The following is a 17877-nucleotide window of genomic DNA, read 5'->3' on the forward strand; positions in this document are numbered from 1 at the left end:
AATAAGCTTAGACAGCCAAAAGATGATTAAGATAATTGGACACCCATATGTTGTAATTCATCAGCTATAAGTAACCTTGATGTTGCTGTAATCATCCACAATTGTAATGTAACGTTATAACGACCCTCTCATCTAACTTTACATGCACACATTTACATTTCTTTGATTGATTTATATCAACAAAAGCCTATTTTATGGTATTACCCCACAGATACAGATAGAATGCCCTCTCAAAAATTACAAGAAAAGCATTGAGTGGGTTATTTCGCATGAGTAGAAAAATAGAATTATTGGCACCAGGTGGTGACGTAGAAGCAATTAAAGCGGCGATTGTTGCTGGTGCAAATGCTGTCTACTGTGGTTTAGATATGTTCAATGCCCGTAACCGCGCCTCTAATCTTTCATATGACGAGCTAAATGGCGTATTACGACTGGCACATGAGCACAATTGTGAAGTCTTCTTAACCCTCAATGTGGTGATATTAGAACACGAGGTTGTTAGCTTAGTACGGTTGCTAAATAAACTGGTTAACAGTGGCATTGATGGCATCATCGTACAAGATTTGGGTATCTTCAACATTGTTAAAAAGCATTTCCCATCATTACATATCCATGCATCTACTCAGTTAACAACCCACAATGAAGGTCAAATTTTATTCTTACACAAAATCGGCGCTACACGCGTTAACTTATCGCGTGAGCTCAATCTTGGAGAGATTAAAGCATTAACAACCGTCGCCCATGATCATGATGTATTAACCGAAGTCTTTGTCCATGGCGCGCTATGTATCGCTTTCTCTGGTCAATGTTACTCAAGTTCAGTCAGTGTCGGTAACTCAGGTAACCGTGGTCGTTGTAGCCAAGCTTGCCGCGACGAATATGAAGTTACCGCTGAAGGTCATCGCTTTCCTTTAAACTTAAAAGATAATTCAGCCTACTTTGATTTACCTGAACTGGTCGATGCAGGGGTTGATTCGTTAAAAGTCGAAGGTCGTATTAAAGGCGCTCACTATGTTTACACTGTGGTTGATACATGGCGCAAACAGATCAATAACTTTATTGAATCAGGTAAGTTATTAGCTGACGACAGCAATTTACATAAAGTCTTTAACCGTAGCTTCACTAACTCATTTTTACAGGGCGATCTCAACAAGAAAATGTTTACTGATAATCCGCGTGATAACAGTGTTAATTACGCGGTTGAAAAAAACAATGCCATTTCTGTTGTTCAAATCCATGATGTAAAGCAAGATCTTTATAATGAAAAAAATGCATTAGGTGCTGAACTAGCCGATAAGATTAAAGATCTAAGCATTGATAAAGTTGCTCTAACATTGGCTTTTACTGCCAAAGAAAACACCCCGCTAATACTTAATATCATGGCGGGTAACACCTCATTTGAAGTAAAAACTGATTCGTTATTACGTACAGCAGATGAAATTGCCATTACACCAGAAACGCTAGATAAACGCTTCCGTAGTTTTAATAATGCAACGTTTAATCTAGCGCCAATGAACTTTGACAACTTTGATGCTAACTTAACGGTGCCGTTTAAAGAAATTACGGATCTAAAAAACCAAGCAGCATTCTTATTAAATGGCTCTCGTGAGGTAATTAAGCATGTTGATGTACCCGCTTTACCTAAACACGCTAAAGTATCATCAACACCTAAACTATCGTTACTGATTGCCAATGAAAAAGATTTACACCTTACTGATGTAACAGATGCTGATATCTACTTCAAACTCCCTGAAAGCTTGAAAAAGAACTGCCTTAAGCACATTACGTTATTACAAGAAAACCCTCGTTTGATTCCTTGGTTCCCAGCAGTATTAATTGGTAAAGATTATTTAGAATCAGTCAAAATCCTTGAGCAAGTGAAACCTAAGCGTATCGTAACTAACAATACTGGTATTGCTTATAAAGCTTATGAAATGGGTATCGAGTGGGTGGCAGGACCGTTCTTAAATACCACCAACTCACACGCTCTTCTTACGTTAAAAGAAGAATTAAACTGTGCTGGTGCCTTTATTTCTAACGAGATCAACCGTGGTCAAATCAGAAATATTACCCGTCCAGAAAACTTTAAGCTCTATTACAGCATTTATCATCCAATCCTGATGATGACCAGCCGTCAATGTTTCTTCCAACAAACCGTTGGCTGTAAGAAACCGGCCATTGAAGCTGGCTGTATGCTGAAATGCGAAAAAGCGACCACCATTACTAATGTAAAAGGTATTTCATTTGCGGTTGATAAACAAAAAGGTGGCTACCCAAGTATTTACAATCATGAGCAGTTCCTAAACTTTGATGCAGTGAATGATTTCTCGCATTTGTTTGACGAGTTCTTTATTGATTTAACCAACATCGGTGCAGGTTCAAAGCAAGAACAAGACAAAGTAGAACTAATCAAACACTTTGAAGCACTACTTGCTGGTAATGATGAGGCTAAAGCTGAACTGGATAATTTAGTGCCTATATCAACTAATGCCCAATATGTTCAGGGTTTATAAGCGTTAGCGGTATGGCTTAGTCTCAACAACAAAATAAAATAATATTAGACAGCCTGCTATCTTAGAGGCTGTCTTTTGTTTATGTGCTTTATGCTAGCTTTATGCTGGACAGCCAAATATTTTTGTCCTTAAATAAAGCTAATACTGGACAGCCAAATATATTAGCTCTTAAATAGAGCCCCCCAAAAACAAACCATTCCACCAGCAATAAATTCTCAATTCTAAAAATTACAGCTTATTGTTTATAATTCATCACTAAATCGGTTCTGTTAGCATATTTCAGGATCAAAAAAGCCCACAATCCTGACAGTTATTGCGGTATTTTCATCTGATAATAAGAAACTATATCTAATTAGGATGTAACTGGTGACTCGCTGACTTCCCTTTGCACCAATGCCCACCAATACGTTGTTTGAATGCACACATCTGTGACCATTTCCCGCTTACATTGGCATAATGTTCCATAAATTGTTCACTGTGCTCAAGCCAAGCATCTGCTGTTATTCCCATTTGCTGTAAAATCTTGGGTTGATTAGGTGCAATAAAGCCTTTTTTATCATGTCGAATACACCGACCAGTCCAGTCAATCAGTTCAAGGTAATCAGTAAAAGCAAAGTTTATCCCTGCGGTTTTAGCTTGATGTTCAGCACCAACAAAAGGTAATAATTGAAAACGAGAGGTATTTGATGATGATTGTTGTGTCGATATTTTCGTTTGATGATGTTCACGAATACGTTGTTGAATAGAGGTAAAATCAGACTGCTCTAATGAAGGTGTAATGCCAGCCCTAATTGGATTTAGATCAACGTACATCATGCAAGATAATAACGCTTTCTCATCCAGTAGTGCCTGAGACTTAAACCGCCCCTCCCAAAATGCACCTTTACATTGATCTTCTTTATTGGCTTTTCGCGCGATTTCTTCATTAAGACAGCGCATAAACCAACTAATACTGCCTAATCGTTGTTGCCATTCAGCCACTAAATTTGATAATGCTTGTTGTTTATCCGAGCCAATTTGACCCTCTTTTAAAAAATCGACCGCAATAGGATGACCATTAAATAACTGTAACCAGCGTGATATCACCGCTTCTGGCGTTAGCTTTTGCTGCTGTTCGGTATCTATTTTAAGCACTAAATGATAATGGTTACTCATCACCGCATAAGCACAAACATCAACACAAAACACAGAGGCTAATTGTTTGATTTTATTTACTATCCAATCACGATGATGGTGATAATTTTTGCCATTGTATGGGTCATCTCCACACAAATAAGCACGACGCACGCAGCGATTAATCACATGATAAAAGGGCGTGATTTGAGGTTCTATCAATTTTCGTCTTGAGATTGTCATTCGTTTCACCATAAGCAACTTGAAGCTTAATTGTAGTAGCTCATTGTTGATGTACAAAGTTATGGCTGTCCCCAAATAAACCAAATAAAAAGGCCACCGCGTCAACAACACAGTGGCTTTTCATAATTTGGAATTACTGTAAGTATGCTGGAATACCGTTGTTTTCAAATTTAGCTAGGATCTTGGTAATAAAATCACCGCCCTCATTATCAAAGTCTTTCATTCCAAACGGTAATACTTCATTTTTGGGTAACCACTGCGCCATCTTGGTTTTAATCGCTTGGTATTGTTTATCGGCGGCTAAATTATGATGTTCGTCAGCATCAACGCTACGATCATAAAGTTCTTCACCCCCATCACGATAACGAATATAAGTGTAACACTGATCACGAATCGCATGGCATTGATAACCATAAGTGGTGACGACAGGAATTTTACGATCAAAGTTTGGGTTTCTAAGTAATGGCACCAGTGAAATACCTTCATTAGTGGCAACGTTCGGTAAACCACACATCTCAACCAGAGTTGGATAAACATCAAGCAAACTTACCGCTTGGCGACATATTTTACCTTGCTTCTGCCCTGCTTCGCTGATTAATAGCGGCACTCGCGTTGATTCTCCCCATAAGGTTTGCTTGCGATAATTCATGTGCTCACCAAAGTTCTGGCCGTGATCGCCCCAAAAGATGACGGTGGTATTATTTGCATGTGGGCTGGCTTCTAGGGTATCAAGCAACTTACCCACTTGTGCATCAACAAAAGCAATACAGGCGAGATAAGCTTGGACTAGCTCTTTACGCATCTTTGTTTTTTCAACCGCTGCCGCATCACCATTTGGAATGATCCCCAATGCTAACGCTTTACCGTATAATGGAACATCAGCCATTTCTTTGCTTATTGTGTCAGGCACAATCACATCATCAAGTGGGAATAAATCAAAATACTCTTTTGGGGCAGTGTAAGGTACATGTGGACGAATAAAGCCACACGCCATAAAAAACGGCTTATCATAGGTTTTCTTAAGCCGTTCAACCGTCCAATCAGCAAAATATTCATCAGGCATAACACCGCCATTAGGAATATCCCGTCGTTCTAACGCACCACTGCACAAAGACATACCCGGTGTACCTGGGCCATAGTGTTCAGATTGAATAATTTGTCCCCCACCAACAGGGAATGGATAATATTTATGATCATCTTTACCGTATGAACCATAGCCGTAACCATTGGCAAAAATATGCGCATCACGAGGGCCGATAACATAGAGTGGCACTTCTTCATGCCACTGCTCTGCATGACGAAAATCCGCAGTACCATGATGAGATATTTTCCCTGATGCCATGGTGTAATAGCCGTTACTTTTAAAGTGCTGTGGTAAGACGGGAGAACTACCTAAAACAGACTCAGCAACAGGCGAAAATGGTTTTATACCTAGCTCTTTATTGGTGTATAGCCCTGTTGTCGTTGGGCTCATTCCCGTTAATAAAGCTGTACGCGAAGGTCCGCACACAGGCACTTGGCAATGAGCATTGATAAACGCAGTTGAACGATGAAACAAACGATCAATATTAGGTGTTTTTGCTTGTGGATGCGCACCTAAAGCACCAATCCAATCATTAAGATCGTCAATGGCAATAAACAACACATTATTCTTTTTAGGCGCTATCGGTTGCCCCATCACTCCCATACTGGTTAATGCTGCGGCAGACACAGACATTGAAGCTGCATAATGGATAAATGAACGTCTACTTACTTTCATATATTTTCTTTAAATTAAAATCAAAAGTAAATGAAAGTATCTATGGTCTTTAAAAACAAACAATCATAAAATTTCAGAATCAAACGATCATCACAATTTTACTGGTAATCAATTTAATAACGGTATTTGATTCCTATTATGATTGCTTGTAACTCTCTAGTTTATAAAATCACAATTATTATTAAATATCTTCTGAGTACTCTTTTGATAACATTGCACTAACTCAATAATATCATTAAATTGCACTGCATCATTAACGGTATAATTAACGGCTACCGTCTCTAATGGCATTGAAACTGACGCATAATGCTGAGTGTTATAAGTCACTACGGTTGATAAATGAAGAGTAATATTAGTATTAAAATACGCTGTTGATAACTGCATTTTTTCACCAGCAGAAAGCGTTTTATTTGCCTCATTTACATCATTATTGAGTTCGGTTGTGAGTTGTTTAACGATCGTTGTAATCGGTGCGGTTACCGTTAGCAGTGTTTCTTCATTACTCGTAATAACAACCGTCGACAATAAATGTTGAGAATATACCTGACCTAAATGTAGTGTTTTACCATTAACGTTAACCTCATGTTGAGGTTCTAACGTCATATAAAGATCTCTTACACCAATCAGCCCAGCAAAAATCAGTACACTTACTGCAATAACACGTCTTTTTTTCATTTAATAACAATTTATTCGATCATAATCTTATTTCATCATAAATAGTTACCCTGTATTTTTTGTGATCTTTATCACGCTTGATTAGCCGTTTTTATTCATTCTTATATGTTAAGAATATAAATGTAACCCTCTTTTATAAATCATATAAAAACCAATAACTTCAGTTAGATAACTCAATAATGAAAACATCAATTACTGTTCTGCTTTCTCCTCTCAATAAGCATCTTCAATTCATGTAGCCATTAGTCATTCTATTTTGTAAAACGAAGGATTGAAAAAGCCACCAATAGCCCCAAGATTATTACCATCAAAGCAAATAATATTGCTGTATCTATTGGTTTTACTCAGTGGTTTATCTCACCCAGTAGCCACAAAAGGACAACACTTTGAACGACACAACATCAGCGACATCTCATGGTAATAGCAACACTCAGGCCGTGACAGCCCCTGTTGCTAAGAAAATCCCCCATGAGATGAGCATCCATAATGATACGCGTATTGATGATTACTATTGGATGCGAGATGACAGCCGCACTGATCCTGAGATCATCGCGCATCTAAATGCTGAAAATAGTTACACAGATGCAGTAATGGCACACACCACTGCATTACAGCAGACATTATTTGATGAGCTAAAAGGACGTATTGTTAAAGATGATAATACAGTCCCTGTAAAGCAAGGCAGTTATTACTATTCAAGTGAAGTCTCTGGCGATAATGAATACCCTATTTCAGTGCGCGCTACTGATTTTGCAGGCACCGATAAGCAAGTCTTACTCGATCTAAACCAACTCGCATCTGAGCATGATTACTATGATGTTTCCAGGGTCAGCATTAGCCTTAACGAAAACTTATTAGCTTATGGTGAAGACACGGTAAGCCGTCGTATTTACACCATTAAAATTAAAGATCTCACCACAGGTCAGTACCTTGCTGATGAAATTACAGGTACTAGCGGCTCTGTTGCTTGGCAAAATGATAACCAAGCGTTTTACTATATTCACAAAGACCCACAAACCTTATTAGGTTATCAGGTTTATCGTCACCGCTTAGGTACACCACAAGCTGACGATCAGCTCATTTTTGAGGAAACCGATCAGACTTTTTACACCTCAATCGGTAAAAGCAAAGACAACTCTCTGGTTTACATCTGGCATTCAAGTACTGAAACTAGCGCCGTTTCTTTCATTGATGCTAACGATGCCAATGCGCAAGCTGTATCGTTCTTAGATCGTGAAGCTGGCTTGGAATACAGCATTTCTAAGCTTGATGACTGGTTCTATATTCACACTAACTATGAAGCGGTTAACTTCCGTTTAATGAAAGTGGCTACAACTGATATCGCCAATAAAGATCATTGGCTGGACGTGATCCCTGCGCAAGAAGGCGCAATGTTGGAAGATTACGAGATCTTTAATGATTATCTAGTATATCAGCAGCGTGAAAATGGCTTAACTCGCATTACTGTGCGTGATCTTCACACTCAACAGCAGCAACAATTACATTTCAACGATGAAGCATTCACACTTTATCTTTACGGTAATAAAGAGATTGATTCAGACAAATTACGCCTGTATTACTCAAGCATGACCACACCAGGTACTCACTACGATTTTAATCTTAACGATGGCAGTAATGTAGTACTCAAGCAAGCACAAATCCTCGGTGATTTTGACGCGAATAATTACCGTTCTGAACGTATTATGGTGCCTGCTCGCGACGGTAAATCCGTTCCGGTATCACTGGTTTATCGTAAAGATTGCTTTAAAAAAAATGGCACTAACCCGTTGTATCAATATGGTTATGGATCATACGGCGCTATCATTGACCCAAGCTTTTCATCAACCCGATTAAGTTTATTAGATCGTGGTTTTGTGTATGCGATTGCGCATATTCGTGGTTCTGAAATGTTGGGCCGTCCTTGGTATGAAGATGGTAAAAAACTCACCAAGCAAAACACCTTTAATGACTTTATTGATGTTACTCGATCATTAGTAGACCAAGGCTATGGCGCAAAAGACAAGATCTTCGCTGTTGGTGGCTCTGCGGGCGGTTTATTAATGGGCGCGATTATCAACCAAGCCCCTGAGCTTTACTGTGGCGTTGCAGCTCACGTACCGTTTGTTGATATTGTTACCACTATGCTCGATGAATCAATTCCGCTGACAACTAACGAGTATGATGAGTGGGGAAATCCTAACCACAAAGAGTACTACGACTACATGTTGAGCTATTCACCCTACGATAACATTACCGCTCATGACTACCCTCACCTATTGGTGACAACGGGGTTACATGATTCGCAGGTGCAGTATTTCGAGCCAATGAAATGGGTTGCTAAGCTGCGTGATGTTAAAACGAACGATAACCGTCTGTTGTTTAAAGTAGATATGGAAGCGGGTCATGGTGGCGCATCAGGTCGCTTTAAGGCTCTCCATGAAGATGCACTTGAATACGCGTTCTTTATTGATCTATTGGCTGAACAGAAATTAATCTAGCTGAACCGTGATAAGTTATCTACGCATAACATTATGCGTAATCATAAATATCAAGTAATAACATCAAACAATGGCGGCTTAATCAGTCGCCATTGTTATTTTAAAAACTCAGAAACAACTTACGATAATTCATAATCTTCAAAGTGATCTACAAACTTCTGTAACCCAGCCAAATCCACAATAATAAGCTCAGAACCTTGTTTCTCAACTAATCCTTGCTGAATCAATGTCTTTAATGCGCGTCGATAAACACGGCTTGATGTACCAAACCGTTCAGCCTCTTTATCTGCTTTATTAAATCGACCAAGGGTCATCGAATTACGGGCGTGCTGAAGTAAATCAAATGCAATATTGTAAGTAATGGGATGTAATAAACGGTAGGTGTAAATATCAAGCGAATCTTGGTAATCAAGTGCCAATGCAGACGCAAAAAACAAACTAAATTCAGGGCGTTCTAACAGTAATTTCTCTACTTTTTTCATATCAAGAATGTCAATTTCTATCGCTTCTTCAACAACAACAGACCATTGGCATGGTGTTTTAGTAAAGAACTCCATTTCACCAAAGACATTATAGTTACAGTCCATCTCTCCTAATTGAAAACGACGACCATTAACAGCACAAATATGCATCGACACTCGTCCAACAGGCACAATCATTAACTGAGTAATATCCTGGCCTTGCTGCATGATAGCATCGCCGATTTGGTAGCGTTTACTGCCGATTTGACACTTATATAGTGCTTGGCGAAAGCTCGCATAATGTTGAGTTAGGTAATCACTAAAACGGGTTGAGGAGGAAGGAGTCAATTGCATTGCGCATATCACTATTGTTTCATTTTAAATCAAGATAGCGGGTTTTTATGGCACTGAATAGGAAAATGTATAGTGCGCATTAAAATAGCCCAATTTATAAAAACCGGGCTATTAATTTGGTGATTAAATAGACTTAAACAACCTTAATAAGGGCATTCAGCGCAGTATGGGCAGCTAACTGTTCCCCTTTAATCATATCTTCAGCTTCATTAACATAAGCATTAATCCCTTCACTTACATTCTGCTGATAAAGCACCACGTTATTCAAAATTGCGGCTGTTTTTAGTTGACGTAAACGCCCCACCGTTAATAAGGCAGAAGTCTCCATATCAGCCCCTAATACGCCTTTTTTATGCCAATACTCACAAATATTATCTTCTTCATCGGTATAAAAACTATCGTGAGAACGTACAATGCCACTATGATAGTTAATATTCTGTTGCGATAAATCTGTTTTTAATAAGTGAACCAATTGATGATCAGCAATAGCCGGAAATTCACTTGGAATATATGCTTTAGAGCCACCTTCATCTCGCACTGCACCTTCGGCAACAATGAGTTCACCTAAACCAATATTTGATTGCAGTGCCCCTGCTGAGCCAACACGGATAATATATTCAGCGCCACATCGCTTAAGTTCTTCCAAAGCAATAATCATTGATGGTGCGCCCATCCCCGTACTACACAATGTAACGGGTTTACCCTGATAGTCGCCATTAATAATACGGTATTCACGGTTTTCAGCAATTAACACACTATTTGTTAAAAAACGTTCCGCAATTCGATTTACTCTATCAGGCTCACCGCAGACTAAAATACTCGTGGCAATTTGACCGTGACTAATTAATAAATGAGGTTGTTGATTCATGCGATAACCTTCTTAGCTTGTGGTTTATTTCTGTTCGCAATTGCAATCCAGCAACGGGCACCATTTGCCGCAACAAAGAGTAGAATTGCATACTGAATAGACATTGCATACACGCCTTGTACTGCATATAAACCGACGCTGATGATATTAATAACTACCCACACAATCCAGTTTTCAACATACTTACGTGTCATTAGAATCTGCGCCACAATAGACAGTACCGTCATGGTAGCATCCCAAAATGGGAACGCGCCGGGTTGTAATGTTGGAGCCGCTAAATTAGCACCGAAAACATTCAATATATCTACAGCGAAATTAGCTAAAGCAAAAAACACGGGGTTGATATAAACCGTTAGTAACCCAATCGCAATTGCACTTAATGTCACGGTCATGACTAATTTTTGCTTACTTAACCACCGAACCTCTAAGTTATCTCCCTCGCTAGTTGGTCTTGTCCATGCGAACCAACCATAAATATTGGCAACAAAGAAGAATACTTGTAATAGCAACAACCCATACAATTGAATTTGAAAGAAAATAATACAAAACAAGGTGACATTAATAAGACCAAAAAAGAAATTTATGGTTTTTTCTTTACTGGCAAACCAAATACACAGCAGACCAAAGACAGTACCAATTGCTTCAATCCATGACATTGCATAACCGTCACCGATTGGAAAATTAACAAGGGTGTTATTGATATCAAACCAAGAAAGAAAGTCCATCCGTTAATCCTTTTGTTCTTATTAATAATTTGAAGCAATTGTAAAAGGTATCTTTATCTAAGATGAGGACATTTGTCCCATTGCACGTGAGGGGGATCAACTTTTAAATAATTAGCACATCAGTTTTTAACTCAAAGACAAGATGATGTAATGACGTTAGGGTATTACCCAGATAAAGCAGTTCCGCGTTAGCTAGAAGTAACTAACGCGGACAATAAGGTGGAATTTAGCGTAATAAAACAATCAAGCCCAAATAGCAACCACGGCCATTAAAACAAAACCGATAACGACAAAAGTGAAATTCTTTAAATCACAGCATTTATCAACCATGGTTGACTGTTTTAAACCATGCAATGTACCAAGGTACAAAAATGTACCAGCAGCTAATGAATAAAAGATAGGCTCTAATAATGGATAGTTTTCGGTATAGTCTAAAATACCCGATCCTAACCCCACACCAAGCGGCAACATTATCGTAAATAATGCAAACATAGTTAAAGATTGGCGCAACGACAAGCGGCTTTTACTTAATTGCACTGCCAGTGAAAAACTTGCTGCCCATTTATGCGCTAGAATAGCAATGAGGATCATAACCATCATTGTAATTGAACCACTTAATCCAAGCACCGTACCCGCAAGTAACGAATGAATAGATAGAATGACCATCGCTAAAATAGCGAATGCAGGACTGTTACTGTCGCCATGTTCATCTAAACGGCGACCTAAGTGTTCAAACCATAATAATAATAAGAACACGCTGCCGGCTAATACAAAGGCAATTGGATATTCAATACCATGATCTAAAAATGATTTAGAGGCATCACCCAGCATATGAATAAGACCTGCACCTAGAAAAACACCTGATGCTAAGGCTTCTGCTGCCGGAGATTCTAATGGTCGGGTCGTTTTAAATTTACGTAAAAACGGATACAATCCCGCAAGCACAGTAGTTATAAAAATCAGCACTACTGATAATATTTTAAATTCATCGAGATTCATGTTGTATTCCGCATCGTTAAACAGCCAACGTTATAGCACTTACCGTGTGACTCTGCGAACAATTTGAATGTAAAACATTAATTCCATATAGCAATAATATCCACCCTCTCTCATTTTTATTCTAAGTTATTATTAATCCATTACTATTATCGTGACTAGAAAAAACAAAAAATCAATATAATCAAAATCCTATATTGCAATTAATATAAACCGCCTAAAAAACCATGCAGATTCTTTTTTTAAATGAACTACGCTTACTAAATCCAGACATATCATAATGTAGAGGTATTCATGGCAACTCAAAAGACAAAAGAATCAACACATGAAACGATGAAACACCATTATTCTGATGATGAAACACACAAGCACGACAAAGATCATCAACAATATCGTGAACATGAACCATCACATGGACATCATATCCATGGTGGTGTTGGTACCGCACATAAAGATACTCACCATCACCATTATACAACCCATCATCACCATCACTATTATGGTCCTGTTACTATCATCAATAGCGATGAAGAATAATTATTATTTAACAGACTAAAGCATACTGATAAATATATTAGTATGCTTTACTGTGATCAATTAGCTCTTCATAACATGATATTCATACTTTTTTCATTTATAATTGCCATCTTCATTACCTTTAAAAAGCTTTTCATTACATGAGACAATTTATTATTACCACCTTGTTTTGTTTATTATTAGTAGGATGTGTAACTGAAAGTGTGCGAATTATTCCAACTAAAGTCAGCGTAAAAGCAGATATAGGGTTTAACCCCTGTGGAAGTGACATTGAAGGCTATCATTTTGAGCCCAATGGTGTGATTTCAATTACTTGTACTAATGGCAATATTTATTCAGTCCGTAATAATACTGAATTAAATCAAATGAAAAATAAAGTTATTGAATGCCAACAAAAAGGTTTTAATGATTATAGTGAGTGTTTATCACATAAAAACGCAGCGAAAAAAAAGCATCAGCATCACAACAAGATAAACAACAACAATTAGTCACCTTGAGCACTAAATAGCCACAATTAGAAACAAGTAATATTTATTAATACTGAAAAAATTACAAATCAACCCACAACAAATGCATAAGCACCCATTTAAATACGTTTTATACCGTTTTTAAAAGCATAAAAAATCACATTCTGCCATTGATTATGATTTGTTCAGTTTTGGTTTCTGTTATTTAAATTCTGCTACTAACTTTCATACATCCTCTTGCTCTACTATCTCTATATAGAAACAAGGGGCTCTATTATGAAAAAACATCACTTAGCCTATTTAATACTTGCTACTTTATCTGCATCAAGTATGGCTGAAACGCCAACGGCTCAATCAAATAATGTCATTATTGGTAATGACGCCAATGTAAAAAACAGTACAACGTCTATTTCAGTTGGTCCTAACGCCAGTGCTCAGGGTAATTCAAGTGTTTCTGAAGGTTATCAAGCTATCGCTCAAGGTGATGCTGCGGTTGCAATAGGTGTTGCCGCAACGGCTGTCGGCGATCAATCTGCATCTTTTGGCTCAAACGCAAATACTCACGGTAATAGTTCATCTTCTTTTGGCTCAGGGGCTATTGTTAAAGGCATTCAAGCTGAAGCCTTTGGATCAACAGCACATGCGATTGGTAATGCAGCCGTTGCTTTTGGCTCTGGCGCCCAAGCTAATGGTAGCTATTCTACCGCATTAGGTACAAACGCTCGTTCATCAACCTCCAATATTGCTATTGGTAATTATGCCCATGCCACAGGTACTCGAGGTTCAATTGCAATAGGTAACCAATCACAATCAATTGATGGTCAAGTCTCCTTTGGTAATAATCAAATCCAACGTCGTTTAGAGCATGTAAATTCAGGTATCGCAAGTACTGATGCGGTGAATGTCAGTCAATTAAATAAAGGCATAAAAGCAACAGAAAATTATACTAATACAAAAGTAGCCTCAACACTAACCGAAGCAAAAACATATAGTCATCAACAAAGTGTCAACGCAGTACAACAAGCTAATACTTATACTGATAATAAAGCTGCAACAACACTCACCACTGCGAATAATTATAGCCAGCAACAAAGTGTTAATGCGGTAAAACAAGCCAATAGTTATACTAATGATAAATCCGCAACAACACTCACCACTGCAAATAAATACAGCCATCAGCAAAGTATCAACGCCGTACAACAAGCCAATACTTATACTAATAATAAATCAGCGGCTACGTTATCTGCCGCGAATGAATATACGGATCAAAAAGTCGACTTACTTTCCCACAATATTGAAAAAGTACATAATCAAGCCAATGCGGGTATTGCAAGTGCAATGGCGATGACATCAATCCCAATGCGACAAGGTTATTACTATACTCTTGGTATGGGTGTCGCTAATTATGATAACCAATCGGCAATGGCTATTGGAGGAAAATTCGATGTCGGTCAGCACGGTATTGTCACTTTAGCCGCTTCTGATGATAGCCAACATGACGCAGGTATTGCTGCTGGGGTTGGATTTGGTTTTTAAACAAGACATTATTTATCCAATTGTGGACGCCACCAATAATGAAATAAACGACGACAAACTTGTTTAATGTCATTCAAAATTAAATACAGAGCAGGCACTAATAGTAAAGTAACTACTGTTGCAAATAAGATTCCAAATGCCAATGATGTTGCCATTGGAATCACTATTTGTGCCTGCAAGCTCGTTTCAAGTAAAATAGGCGCCAAGCCAAAGAAGGTGGTTAGTGACGTTAGTACAATGGCACGAAAACGACAGCACCCTGCATCAATAACGGCATCATAAAGAGAAGTACCTTGTTCCAAAGCACGGTTAATAAATACCACCAGCACTAAAGAATCATTCACCACTACACCAGACAATGCCAAAATACCAAACACACTCAGTAAATTAAGTGAAATATCCGCAAAATAGTGTCCAGCAATGGCACCAATAATACCAAAGGGGATCACTGACATAATGATCAACGGTTGGCTGTATGATCGCAATGGAATCGCCATTAATGCAAAAATAGCAACCAGTGCTAATACCGCATCACGAAATAGACTAACTTTCGTTTCAGACTCTTCTTTTGCTTGCCCATCAAGTTGAATGTTAACTGCTGGATATTGCTGACGTAATAACGGTAAATAATCTTTATTTATAATGGTATATATCTCAGATGGAGAAGCTTTACCTTTGTGAACATTTGCACTAACGACCAATGTTCGACGTTTATCTACCCGATTAATACTGTTTAATGCTGAAATAAAATCAATGGTTGCCACTTCAGAAAATGGCACCAACGTACCATTTAATAAAACCACTTTCATATTTTGTAAATAACCGACACTACGACGCTCATCAGCAGGATAACGTACCATCACTTTCACTTCTTCGTTATTGCGTAAAATACGTTGAACTTCAATACCATGAAAAGCATGTCGAACTTGATTGGTCAGATTCGCGACGGATAAACCTAATATTTTCCCAATTGACGTTAACTTAATATTAATCTCTTGCGTTGGCGCAGATAAATCATCTTCAACATTAAACACCCCTTGATAACGTTCAAGTTGCTGCTTTAATTTTGTAGCTGCTTGCAAAAGTTGCTGACTATTCTCCCCTTGTAAACGGTATTGAATATCACTTTTCTGGCGGTCAATAGACGCTTCATAAGCAATAGTTTTGACGCCAACTAATGGTGGAATATGGTGTTTCCATTTATTTAAAATCTCAAAACTACTTATAGGTAAACTTTCGCTTTTTTCTAATTCAACTAACACAAACATATTGTTATTGTCTCGCATATTAACAAAGCTATGCTTCACAACATGCATGCCCTGCTGCTGATAAATTTCTTCATCAGTTGCATACAATGCCTGTTCTAATTGATTAATAACCTTAATATTATTAGCTTTTGAATTTGAATCATTCATTTCTACCAAGACTTGAATATAGTCAGAGGGTAATTTAGGAAAGAACACCCACCGTAATTGTCCACTGAACACTAACGCCAATGCTAAGCACAACACACCAACAAATGTCGCTAAGACACTATATCTATGCACGATGGCCAAACCAATAAAACATCGATAATGAACATGAATAAACTTATTTACCGCCTGATTAAAGCGTTGTTTCATTCGCACAATAGGATTGTTCCAAGATCGTTGTTGTACTAAACGCGATCGGGCTAAGTGGGCGGGCAAAATTAATTTAGATTCAATCAGGGAAAAAGTTAAACATAAAATAACCACCCATCCAATGGCCTTAAAAAATTCAGTGCGAGGACTATCTGACAACAGCATTGGCACAAATGCAGCCATGGTCGTTAATACCCCAAAGGTTGCAGGAATAGCGACTCGCTTCGCCCCTTGAATAACATGATTAATTGTTTGCCCTTTTTGTTCTACTTCTGAATAAACACTTTCTCCAACAACAATTGCATCATCAACCACGATCCCAAGTACGAGAATAAACCCAAATAACGACAATAAGTTAATGGAGATATTAATCATCTCAAATGGCATAAATAATAACGTGCCAAGAAAACAAAAAGGTAACCCAAGTATTACCCAAAATGCTAATCTCACTTCAAGAAAAATAGCGAGAATAATAAACACCAATAATCCGCCATACACCATATTAGACAGCATCATATTAAGCCGCCCTTCAAGGTAATGTGACATATCAGCCCATTTATCAATATGAATACCCGCTGGTAATTGTGCCTTTTTATTCGTCACATAATCACTGATTTGCTGGGATATGAGCGTTGCGTCTTGATTAGGAAGATTTCGAATTTGTATCACCGCGGCACGTTGTTGATTAAATCGATTAAGTACTGATTTTTCGACAAAACCATCCGTTACAGTGGCAATATCAGACAGGCGTAATCGACTTCCATCCGCGTTCGTGCGTAAAACGATATTGGCAAATTGATCACCTTGATAAAGTTGTTCTGTGGTACGAACTAACACATCACCATCTTGGGCTTTAATTGCTCCGGCGGGTAAGTCCAATGAGCGTTGCTGTAATACCTGTGCTATTTGCTCAATGGTAACGCCATGATCGCGCAGTTGCTGTGCGGCTATTTCAATTGCTATTTCATCATTTCTTATTCCGCTTACCGTCACCGCTGTCGCACTGGTTTGCTGAATAATTTCATCTTTTACAACTTGAGCATAACGTTTAAGTTGGCGATCACTCAAATCACCATATATTGATAAAAACATCACATTACTCATAAATTCCGCCCGTTGAATCAAGGGCGGCTCCATTTGAGCAGGAAATGTCGTAATATTATTAACCCGCTGTTTTACCTCATCTAAAACTTTATTAAGATCAGCATCATTATCAAGCTCAACCGTAACAACCCCACTTCCTTGATTAGCGACAGCCGTCACCCGCTTAATATCAACAAGGTCATCAATAGCTTGTTCAATTTTAACAATGATCCCTTGTTCTACATCGGCAGCGGCAGCTCCCGTATATTGAGTGGTTATGGTAATTTTATGAGTACCAAAGGCAGGAAATATCTCTTTATTAATAAGATTAACTGAAAATAAACCACCGATCATCACCAGCAACATCAACAAATTAGCGGCGACATGATTACGCGTAAACCAAGCAATGATTCCTGATGATTCCATT

13 protein-coding genes are annotated in these 17877 nt (G+C 38.2%); 5 read left to right on the forward strand and 8 right to left on the reverse strand.

Features of this window, described 5'->3' with window-relative positions; all coding sequences use genetic code 11:
• The first annotated feature begins 269 nt into the window (after window positions 1-269).
• Complete coding sequence (locus tag ACJZU6_RS20405; protein WP_408901248.1) at window positions 270-2513, forward strand: peptidase U32 family protein; 2244 nt, start codon at window positions 270-272, stop codon at window positions 2511-2513.
• A 348-nt stretch (window positions 2514-2861) separates the two neighbouring features.
• Here ACJZU6_RS20405 and ACJZU6_RS20410 read toward each other — a convergent pair whose 3' ends face one another.
• The 3 genes from ACJZU6_RS20410 to ACJZU6_RS20420 all read right to left on the reverse strand — a co-directional run bounded on the left by ACJZU6_RS20410 (window position 2862) and on the right by ACJZU6_RS20420 (window position 6303).
• Window positions 2862-3869: a transposase gene (locus ACJZU6_RS20410; RefSeq protein ID WP_408901249.1), complete on the reverse strand. Its 1008-nt coding sequence runs from the start codon at window positions 3867-3869 to the stop codon at window positions 2862-2864.
• A 133-nt stretch (window positions 3870-4002) separates the two neighbouring features.
• Complete coding sequence (locus ACJZU6_RS20415; protein WP_408901250.1) at window positions 4003-5628, reverse strand: sulfatase; 1626 nt, start codon at window positions 5626-5628, stop codon at window positions 4003-4005.
• Between the two features lie 156 nt (window positions 5629-5784).
• Window positions 5785-6303: a hypothetical protein gene (locus ACJZU6_RS20420; RefSeq protein ID WP_408901251.1), complete on the reverse strand. Its 519-nt coding sequence runs from the start codon at window positions 6301-6303 to the stop codon at window positions 5785-5787.
• Window positions 6304-6689: 386 nt separating this feature from the next.
• Here ACJZU6_RS20420 and ACJZU6_RS20425 point away from each other — a divergent pair, with 386 nt between their 5' ends.
• Window positions 6690-8801 (forward strand): S9 family peptidase, encoded by a 2112-nt coding sequence (locus tag ACJZU6_RS20425; RefSeq protein WP_408901252.1) that lies wholly within the window; start codon window positions 6690-6692, stop codon window positions 8799-8801.
• Between the two features lie 119 nt (window positions 8802-8920).
• Here ACJZU6_RS20425 and ACJZU6_RS20430 read toward each other — a convergent pair whose 3' ends face one another.
• The 4 genes from ACJZU6_RS20430 to ACJZU6_RS20445 all read right to left on the reverse strand — a co-directional run bounded on the left by ACJZU6_RS20430 (window position 8921) and on the right by ACJZU6_RS20445 (window position 12208).
• On the reverse strand, window positions 8921-9616 hold the full coding sequence (locus ACJZU6_RS20430; RefSeq protein ID WP_408901253.1) for a Crp/Fnr family transcriptional regulator: 696 nt from the start codon (window positions 9614-9616) through the stop codon (window positions 8921-8923).
• A 133-nt stretch (window positions 9617-9749) separates the two neighbouring features.
• Window positions 9750-10484: a nucleoside phosphorylase gene (locus tag ACJZU6_RS20435; protein ID WP_408901254.1), complete on the reverse strand. Its 735-nt coding sequence runs from the start codon at window positions 10482-10484 to the stop codon at window positions 9750-9752.
• Window positions 10481-11209: a nicotinamide riboside transporter PnuC gene (gene pnuC, locus ACJZU6_RS20440; RefSeq protein ID WP_107276282.1), complete on the reverse strand. Its 729-nt coding sequence runs from the start codon at window positions 11207-11209 to the stop codon at window positions 10481-10483. Before pnuC ends, ACJZU6_RS20435 begins: the two co-directional genes overlap by 4 nt.
• A 243-nt stretch (window positions 11210-11452) precedes the next feature.
• Window positions 11453-12208: a ZIP family metal transporter gene (locus ACJZU6_RS20445; RefSeq protein ID WP_080155750.1), complete on the reverse strand. Its 756-nt coding sequence runs from the start codon at window positions 12206-12208 to the stop codon at window positions 11453-11455.
• Between the two features lie 291 nt (window positions 12209-12499).
• Here ACJZU6_RS20445 and ACJZU6_RS20450 point away from each other — a divergent pair, with 291 nt between their 5' ends.
• From ACJZU6_RS20450 to ACJZU6_RS20460, 3 genes are all read left to right on the forward strand, one after another.
• Entirely contained in the window at window positions 12500-12742 is a 243-nt protein-coding gene (locus ACJZU6_RS20450; protein ID WP_408901255.1) for a hypothetical protein, read from the forward strand.
• Window positions 12743-12882: 140 nt separating this feature from the next.
• Window positions 12883-13230 carry a hypothetical protein gene (locus ACJZU6_RS20455; RefSeq protein ID WP_408901256.1) on the forward strand — a complete coding sequence of 116 codons (348 nt, stop codon included), beginning with the start codon at window positions 12883-12885 and terminating at the stop codon, window positions 13228-13230.
• A gap of 255 nt (window positions 13231-13485) precedes the next feature.
• Window positions 13486-14745, forward strand: coding sequence for a YadA-like family protein (locus tag ACJZU6_RS20460; protein WP_408901257.1), 1260 nt, complete (start codon window positions 13486-13488; stop codon window positions 14743-14745).
• A gap of 8 nt (window positions 14746-14753) precedes the next feature.
• On the opposite strand, the gene ACJZU6_RS20465 is transcribed toward ACJZU6_RS20460, so the two are convergent.
• The gene (locus ACJZU6_RS20465) at window positions 14754-17876 is read right to left on the reverse strand and encodes an efflux RND transporter permease subunit (RefSeq protein ID WP_408901258.1); all 3123 of its coding nucleotides are present in this window, start codon (window positions 17874-17876) and stop codon (window positions 14754-14756) included.
• Window position 17877 lies beyond the last annotated feature (1 nt).

This window comes from Photobacterium piscicola, from assembly GCF_046058925.1.
Lineage (GTDB): Bacteria > Pseudomonadota > Gammaproteobacteria > Enterobacterales > Vibrionaceae > Photobacterium > Photobacterium piscicola.